This window comes from Mycobacterium sp. (assembly GCF_049280035.1).
Lineage (GTDB): Bacteria > Actinomycetota > Actinomycetes > Mycobacteriales > Mycobacteriaceae > Mycobacterium.
Genome location: NZ_JBAPPI010000015.1, coordinates 1 through 7,110 on the forward strand (window position 1 = coordinate 1; position 7,110 = coordinate 7,110).

The window sequence follows — 7,110 nt, forward strand, 5'->3', positions numbered from 1 at the left end:
GCGCGCGAACGAGGCTTCGACAAGGTGACCATCGACGAGATCTGCGCCGAGGCCGGAATTTCACCACGCACGTTCTTCAATTACTTCCCCAACAAGGAATCGGCGATCGCCTACGGTCCCTCTGACATACCCGCCGAGCTGGTCGCCGATTTCGTCGCAGCCGGACCCGCTCCTTATTCGGTAGTCCTGGCCGAGCTGATCACTCTGGCGGCCCACCATCTCCGCGACATGCCACCGGCGCGCGAACAAGCAGAAGGCATGCTGGAACTCGCCAAAACAACCCCCGCGGTGTTGTCGGCTTTTCTCGCGGACTTGGAGCGGTTTCAAAACCATTTGACTGACGTTGTAGCCCGCCGCCAGGCGATGGGGCCCGACGACGAGATCCCCGCGTTGATCTCGGCGCTGGCCTTGACGGCCGTACGTTCCGGCATCGAAAGCTGGACCAGCGGCGGGCCCAAGGATGCGGACGACACACCGATGCCGTACGTCGAGCGCGCTGCTGTGCTGGTCAACAGCATTTTTACGGAGTGATCTTAAACACTCTAACTTAAATGTTGCACATTCTGCAAAAAATGCACAGTATGTAGTATGGTCGGCCGGCGGTGCTTGACACCGGTTCCACAGTTCGAGGCAGCTCGGTGGCGGCGGTTCCACTGCAATCACCGAGGCCGGTTGTGGCGCAACGCAATCCGCTGGAAGCCGACCGCATCGCCATGCCCGACCAGGAAGGACATCACCTAGTGCAGGTATCCAAGGTTGTCCGCAACGCGTGGTTGCCGCTGTTGATCGTGGCGGTCGTCGTGGTCGGCGGCTTCACCGTGGCCCGGGTCAAGTCATTCTTCGGCGCCGAGAACGCCGCGAGCGTGACAAGCGCACGGGTGGACGACTCCAAGCCATTCAAGCCCAAGGTCGTCAAATACGAGATCTTCGGATCGGCGCCGCGCGCGAACGTGAACTACCTGGATTTGAGCGCCGATCCGCGGCGGGTAGACGGAGCCGTGCTGCCCTGGACATTAGTCCTTAGCACGACCGCCCCATCGGTGTTCCCGAACATCTCGGCACAAAGCGACGGTGACTACCTCGGTTGCCGTATCACCATCGATAACGAGGTCAAGGCCGAGAAACTATCCAACGGCGTGCACGCCCTGACCTTCTGCTTGGTGAAATCAGCATGAGCACGACCACTGAAGACACGGCCGACGCCCGGACCGACTCCATTCCCGTCACCAAACATGCAGCGCGGGCTGCGATTCCGCGGTTCATCCGCACGTTCGCCGTACCCATCATCCTGGGCTGGATCGCGATCATCGCGGTGCTCAACACCGTTGTCCCGCAACTCGACATCGTCGGGCAGATGCGCTCGGTGTCGATGAGCCCCGATGACGCGCAATCGGTCATCGCGACCAAGCACGTGGGTGAGGTATTCGGCGAGTACAAGTCGAACAGCTCGGTGATGATCGTTCTGGAGGGCCAAAACCCGCTCGGCAACGCGGCGCACACGTACTACGACCAGATAGTCAAAAAGCTCGACGCCGACACCAAACACGTTGAACACGTTCAGGACTTGTGGAGCGACCCGCTGACCGGGGCGGGTGCCCAGAGCAACGACGGCAAGGCCGCCTACGTCCAGGTCTACCTCGCCGGTAACCAGGGTGAAGCGCTGGCCAACGAATCGGTCGAGGCCGTCCAACAGATCGTCAAAAGCGTGCCCGCACCCACCGGCGTCAAGGCCTACGTGACCGGACCTGCAGCATTGTCGGCGGATCAACACATCGCCGGTGACCGCAGCCTGCAAGTGATCACAACCGTCACGTTCTTGGTCATCATTTCGATGCTGCTATTGGTCTACCGGTCGATCATCACGATGCTGCTCACGCTGGCGATGGTCATGCTCGAGCTCACGGCTGCCCGCGGAATGGTCGCCTTCCTCGGCTACCACAAGATCATCGGGCTCTCCACGTTCGCGACGAACCTGTTGGTCACGTTGGCGATCGCGGCCGCCACCGACTATGCGATCTTCCTGATAGGCCGCTATCAGGAAGCCCGCGGTGCAGGCGAGTCCCGAGAAGATGCGTACTACAGCATGTTTGGCGGCACCGCACACGTCGTACTCGGCTCGGGCATGACCATCGCCGGCGCGACGTTCTGCCTGCACTTCACCAACCTGCCCTACTTCCAGACGCTGGGTATCCCGTTGGCCATCGGCATGGTGGTCGTAGTCGCGGCGGCATTGACGCTCGGCCCCGCAGTCATCTCTGTGGCAACGCGCTTCCGGCAGATACTCGAGCCCCAGCGAACGCAGCGCATTCGCGGCTGGCGCAAAATCGGCGCGGTCGTCGTCCGATGGCCCGGCCCGATCCTGATCGTGACGATCGCGGTCGCGCTCGTCGGCCTGCTCGCCCTGCCCGGCTACCAGACCAACTACAACGACCGCAAATACCTGCCCGCCGATCTGCCGGCGAACGCCGGCTACGCCGCAGCGGATCGACACTTCTCCCAGGCGCGGATGAATCCCGAGCTTTTAATGATCGAAAGTGACCACGATCTACGCAATTCCGCAGACTTCCTGGTCATCGACAAAATCGCCAAGGCGATCTTTCGGGTGCCCGGAATCGGTCGCGTGCAGGCCATCACGCGGCCCCAAGGCACACCGATCGAACACACCTCGATCCCATTTCAGATCAGCATGCAGGGCGTCACCCAACAGCTGAACCAAAAATACCAACAAGACCAGATGGCCGACATGCTCAAGCAGGCCGACGAGATGCAGACCACGATCGACAGCATGGTGAAGATGGAAAGTCTGACCCAGCAGATGACCGACGACATGCACGCCATGGTGAAAAAGATGCACGAGATGACCATCGATGTCGCCGAATTACGGGATCACATGGCCGATTTCGAAGACTTCTTCCGGCCTATTCGCAGCTACTTCTACTGGGAGAAGCACTGCTTCGATATCCCGGTGTGCTGGTCTCTTCGCTCCGTCTTCGACGGCCTCGACGGCATCGACACGATGACCGACGACATCCAGAGCCTGCTGCCGATCATGGATCACCTCGACACTGTGATGCCCCAGCTGACCGCGTTGATGCCCGACATGATCGCGAACATGAAAAGCATGAAGACGACGATGCTGACGATGTACTCGACCCAAAAAGGTCTGCAGGATCAGCAGACCGAGTCGCAGAAAAACTCGAGCGCCATGGGCAAGGCATTTGACGCATCCAAGAACGACGACTCGTTCTACCTCCCTCCGGAGACCTTCAACAACGCCGAGTTCAAGCGTGGTATGAAGAATTTCCTCTCGCCTGACGGCCACGCCGTGCGGTTCATCATCAGCCATCAGGGTGATCCGATGACAGCGGAAGGGATTTCACATATCGATGCGATCAAGAAGGCGGCGACGGAAGCACTGAAGGGTACCCCGCTGGAGGGCTCGAAGATCTATCTCGGCGGCACCGCGGCCACCTTCAAGGACATGCACGACGGCAGCGACTACGACCTGTTGATCGCCGGAATCGCTTCACTGTGCCTGATTTTCATCATCATGCTGATCATCACGCGAAGTGTGGTGGCGTCGGCGGTGATCGTGGGCACCGTCGTGCTTTCTCTAGGAGCGTCTTTCGGACTTTCGGTGCTCATCTGGCAGCACCTGATCGGTATCGAACTGCATTGGATGGTGCTCGCTATGTCGGTGATCATCCTGCTCGCGGTCGGTGCCGACTACAACCTGCTGTTGGTGTCGCGGTTCAAGGAGGAGATCCACGCCGGCTTGAATACCGGGATCATCCGATCGATGGGCGGTACCGGATCGGTCGTCACCTCGGCGGGGCTGGTGTTCGCGTTCACGATGATGACGATGGCGGTCAGCCAGCTGACGGTCATCGGCCAGGTGGGCACCACCATCGGCCTCGGCCTGCTCTTTGACACGCTTGTCGTCCGGTCGCTGATGACGCCATCGATTGCCGCGCTGCTGGGCAAGTGGTTCTGGTGGCCACAGATGCTCCGGCAACGGCCGGTCCCCTCTCCGTGGCCCACGCCGGCCAAGAAGGCTGAATCCTTAATCCCTGCTTGATCGAAGGCGCTTAGGCTGCCGAATTTAAAGCATGGTGCTCAAGCCGACCTGGGCATACGCTGCCGTAAAGAGAGGGAAGCATGCGCCCAGGGATTGTGTCTCGCGCGTCGGTCGGGTTCGTTGCCTGTGCGGCCGCGATCGCGGTGGCGTCACCGACCCTCGCCGATCCGAGCGACCAGATCCCCGGCAATGGCGTGTTCCAGGTGGGACCTGACATTGCACCAGGCACCTACCAGACGCAGGGGCCGTCGAACCCCCTTATCCTCGTCTTCGGTCGGGTTTCCCCGCTTTCCACGTGCTCATGGAAGACGCACAGCACCGCTGGGGCGGGTGACGACGACATAGTCGACTCAAACACCTCTATGGGTCCGATGTACGCGAAGGTCCCGGCAACGGTAGCGGCCTTCGAGACGATGAACTGTAAACTCTGGACCCGGGTCTCGTAGGGCAGTGGCCAAACTGGTCCAGTTACTGAGATGCCCAGCTGCGCAGGGACGCCCGCGTCCTGTCGCGGCCCTCGGGTGATGGGTCGAACGGAATCGCGACGAACTCGTCGACAGCCGCCGCGCGCACCTCATCGAGCCTGTCGCGCACCGTGGCTTCGTCACCGATTAACGCGGCGTCTTCCGGCCCGGCATAGCCTTCACGATCCAACATCGCGCGGTAAGAGGGCAACTGGCCGTACATCGCGAACTGCTCGGCCGCCAGTGAGCGCACCGCGGCCACGTCATCGGTGATGGCGACGGGCAGCGCCGCAGCAACGCTGACAGCTCCGTCGGGGCGGCCGGCCTCGGCTGCCGCGGTTCGCATCGTGGGCCCGATGTGCTCCTTGAGCGTCTTGGGTCCGGTCATCCAGGTGATGGTTCCGGCGGTGCGTCGGCCGGTCAGTCGCAGCATCTGCGGGCCCAGTGCCGCGACGTAGACGTCGGGCGTGGGTGCGGCGGGAATCTGCAGCGCGCCTCTGGTTGTCAGCATCTCGCCGGTCGCATTGACCGGTTCCCCGGCGAGCAGCGGAAGCAAGCCGTCAAGGTACTCGCTGAGGCGGCGCACCGATCGGTCCCAGGAGATTCCCCACATGCCTTCGGTCACGGCGCGGTGGGTGACACCGACACCGAGGGTGAACCGCCCGCCGGCGATCAGGTTGAGCGTCAGCGCGCGCTGCGCCATCAGCATCGGGTGCTGGTTCTGGATCGGCACCACCCCGCTGGCGACCTTGATGTCGCTCACCTCATGCATCGCTGCGGCCAGCACGGTCAGCAGGTCGAGGTCGTACGGCATCTGCGTCATCCAGACCCGCGCGAACCCGTCGTCGCGCGCTTGGGTGAGCTCACGGATACAACTGTCGACAGGCGACTTATTGGACAGGTTCGCCATCAAGCTTATTTGCACGAGAGGAAATCCTAGTCGCCCGGTCGCGTGTGGTCTCGAGTCGCTGTCGATGGCGGTTAGCGGGTTCCACCGCCAATGGTCATTGCGATCACGCTGATTTCCACGGCTGTACTACGGCAGACCAGCCGTTACGCTCCAATCCCCAAGCCTGGTGGCAACCAACCAGCGTCGAAAAGCAAGTTCAATCACCGGTTATCGGCGAACTTCTCCGGTTTCGGATCCAAATGTGGAGGCGGCAATGACAGAGCCTACGCGGCCATCAACGCGTCGCCGCAAACTTCCCTTCTCGATTCCCCGGCTCAATATCGTCGGTATTGCCGCCGTCATCCTTGCAGCGATCCTGATCACGGTTCACAACTTGCACGGCGACAATTCGCCGAACCAGATTCTCAACGTGTCCTACGATCCGACCCGAGAATTGTACGCAGCGCTCGACAAGACCTTCGTCGACGACTACCGGCGGCAGACAGGTGTCGTGCTGGAAGTCAAGCAGTCGCACGGCGGTTCCGGACGGCAGGCAGCCGAAGTCATCAACGGCAACCAGAAGGCCGACGTGGTGTCGCTCGCGTTGCCGAGCGATGTTGACGCGCTTCGCAAGCGCGGACTGATCGCCCCAAACTGGCGGCAACGTCTGCCCAACAATTCCGTTCCCTACACGTCGACGATCGTCTTCGTCGTCCACAAAGACAATCCAAAGGACATCCACGACTGGCCGGATCTGATCAAGGATGGCGTCGAGATCGTCTCACCCAACCCGCGGACATCAGGCAACGGCAAACTGAGCGTTCTCGCGGCCTGGGGTTCGGTCAAGACGCGCGGCGGCAGCGATGCGCAAGCCGCCGACTTTGTCAGCGCGTTGTTGGGCCACGTCGTGGCTGCCGACGTGGGAGCGCGCGGTGGCGCCATTTCTTTTGCGGTGGAAAAGATCGGTGACGTACACCTGACGTGGGAGAACGAAGCCCTGCGGGAGGTCGCGGAGAACAAAGACCAACTTGAAATCGTCTATCCGCCAGTCAGTATCCGCGCCGAACCGGCTGTCGCGTGGGTCGACGCGAACCTTGGGAATAAGAAAGTCGCGTCCTATGCCAAGGCGTATTTGGAGTACCTCTACACCGACTCCGCGCAGGAGACCATCGCTCAACTCGGCTATCGTCCGCTGAAATCGGAGATCTTGGCTAGACATGCGGATCGGTTACCCGGCATCAAGCTGTTCCCCATCACCGCGATCGCCAACAGCTGGTACGACGCGCAGGAGAAATTCTTCGGCAGCAACGGCATCTACGACGTGGTCTCATCTGCTCCGGCCAGACTCGCGTCTGCACATCCGCGACGAAAGACGAAGGCACCATGAGCATTTCGGCCAGTCTGAGGAATCTGAACTATGACGGGGTGAAAGGGCGTCGTGATCTCATTGCCGGGCTCACTGTTGCGGCAGTTTCGTTGCCGCAAGGCATAACCTATGCGCTGGTTGCCGGGGTCGATCCCAAATTCGGTGTGTACTCGTCGATCGTGGTGACATTCGTGGCCTCGGTTTTCGGATCGTCCTCGCATCTCATCAACGGACCGACGAGTGCGATATCGCTTCTTGGGTTCAGCTCCATGGCATTTCTGGACCCCGAGAATCGCACCGTTCTGTTCGAGGC

General features: G+C 61.1%; 7 protein-coding genes. 6 read left to right on the forward strand and 1 reads right to left on the reverse strand.

Annotation, left to right across the window (positions count from 1 at the left end):
• The 4 genes from WAN71_RS00445 to WAN71_RS00460 all read left to right on the forward strand — a co-directional run.
• On the forward strand, window positions 1–531 hold a 531-nt coding region (locus WAN71_RS00445), incomplete at its 5' end, for a TetR family transcriptional regulator (protein ID WP_422223444.1).
• A gap of 182 nt (window positions 532–713) precedes the next feature.
• On the forward strand, window positions 714–1,175 hold the full coding sequence (locus WAN71_RS00450) for an MmpS family transport accessory protein (RefSeq protein ID WP_422223448.1): 462 nt from the start codon (window positions 714–716) through the stop codon (window positions 1,173–1,175).
• Window positions 1,172–4,078, forward strand: coding sequence for an RND family transporter (locus WAN71_RS00455; RefSeq protein WP_422223445.1), 2,907 nt, complete (start codon window positions 1,172–1,174; stop codon window positions 4,076–4,078). The genes WAN71_RS00450 and WAN71_RS00455 overlap by 4 nt, the downstream gene beginning before the upstream one ends.
• An 80-nt stretch (window positions 4,079–4,158) precedes the next feature.
• Window positions 4,159–4,524, forward strand: a complete 366-nt coding sequence (locus tag WAN71_RS00460) for a hypothetical protein (protein WP_422223446.1) — start codon at window positions 4,159–4,161, stop codon at window positions 4,522–4,524.
• Window positions 4,525–4,546: 22 nt separating this feature from the next.
• On the opposite strand, the gene WAN71_RS00465 is transcribed toward WAN71_RS00460, so the two are convergent.
• Window positions 4,547–5,452: a TIGR03564 family F420-dependent LLM class oxidoreductase gene (locus WAN71_RS00465; protein WP_422223449.1), complete on the reverse strand. Its 906-nt coding sequence runs from the start codon at window positions 5,450–5,452 to the stop codon at window positions 4,547–4,549.
• A gap of 253 nt (window positions 5,453–5,705) precedes the next feature.
• Between WAN71_RS00465 and WAN71_RS00470 the strand changes: the two genes are divergently transcribed.
• Window positions 5,706–6,818, forward strand: coding sequence for a sulfate ABC transporter substrate-binding protein (locus WAN71_RS00470; protein ID WP_422223450.1), 1,113 nt, complete (start codon window positions 5,706–5,708; stop codon window positions 6,816–6,818).
• On the forward strand, window positions 6,815–7,110 hold a 296-nt coding region (locus WAN71_RS00475; protein ID WP_422223447.1), incomplete at its 3' end, for a SulP family inorganic anion transporter. The genes WAN71_RS00470 and WAN71_RS00475, both read left to right, overlap by 4 nt.

Excerpts from the sequence above, each read along its gene's own strand:
- WAN71_RS00455 (WP_422223445.1), top strand. The coding sequence starts at position 1,172 with ATGAGCACGACCACTGAAGACACGGCCGACGCCCGGACCGACTCCATT.
- WAN71_RS00460 (WP_422223446.1), top strand. The coding sequence starts at position 4,159 with ATGCGCCCAGGGATTGTGTCTCGCGCGTCGGTCGGGTTCGTTGCCTGT.
- WAN71_RS00470 (WP_422223450.1), top strand. The coding sequence starts at position 5,706 with ATGACAGAGCCTACGCGGCCATCAACGCGTCGCCGCAAACTTCCCTTC.
- WAN71_RS00465 (WP_422223449.1), bottom strand. The coding sequence starts at position 5,452 with ATGGCGAACCTGTCCAATAAGTCGCCTGTCGACAGTTGTATCCGTGAG.
- WAN71_RS00450 (WP_422223448.1), top strand. The coding sequence starts at position 714 with ATGCCCGACCAGGAAGGACATCACCTAGTGCAGGTATCCAAGGTTGTC.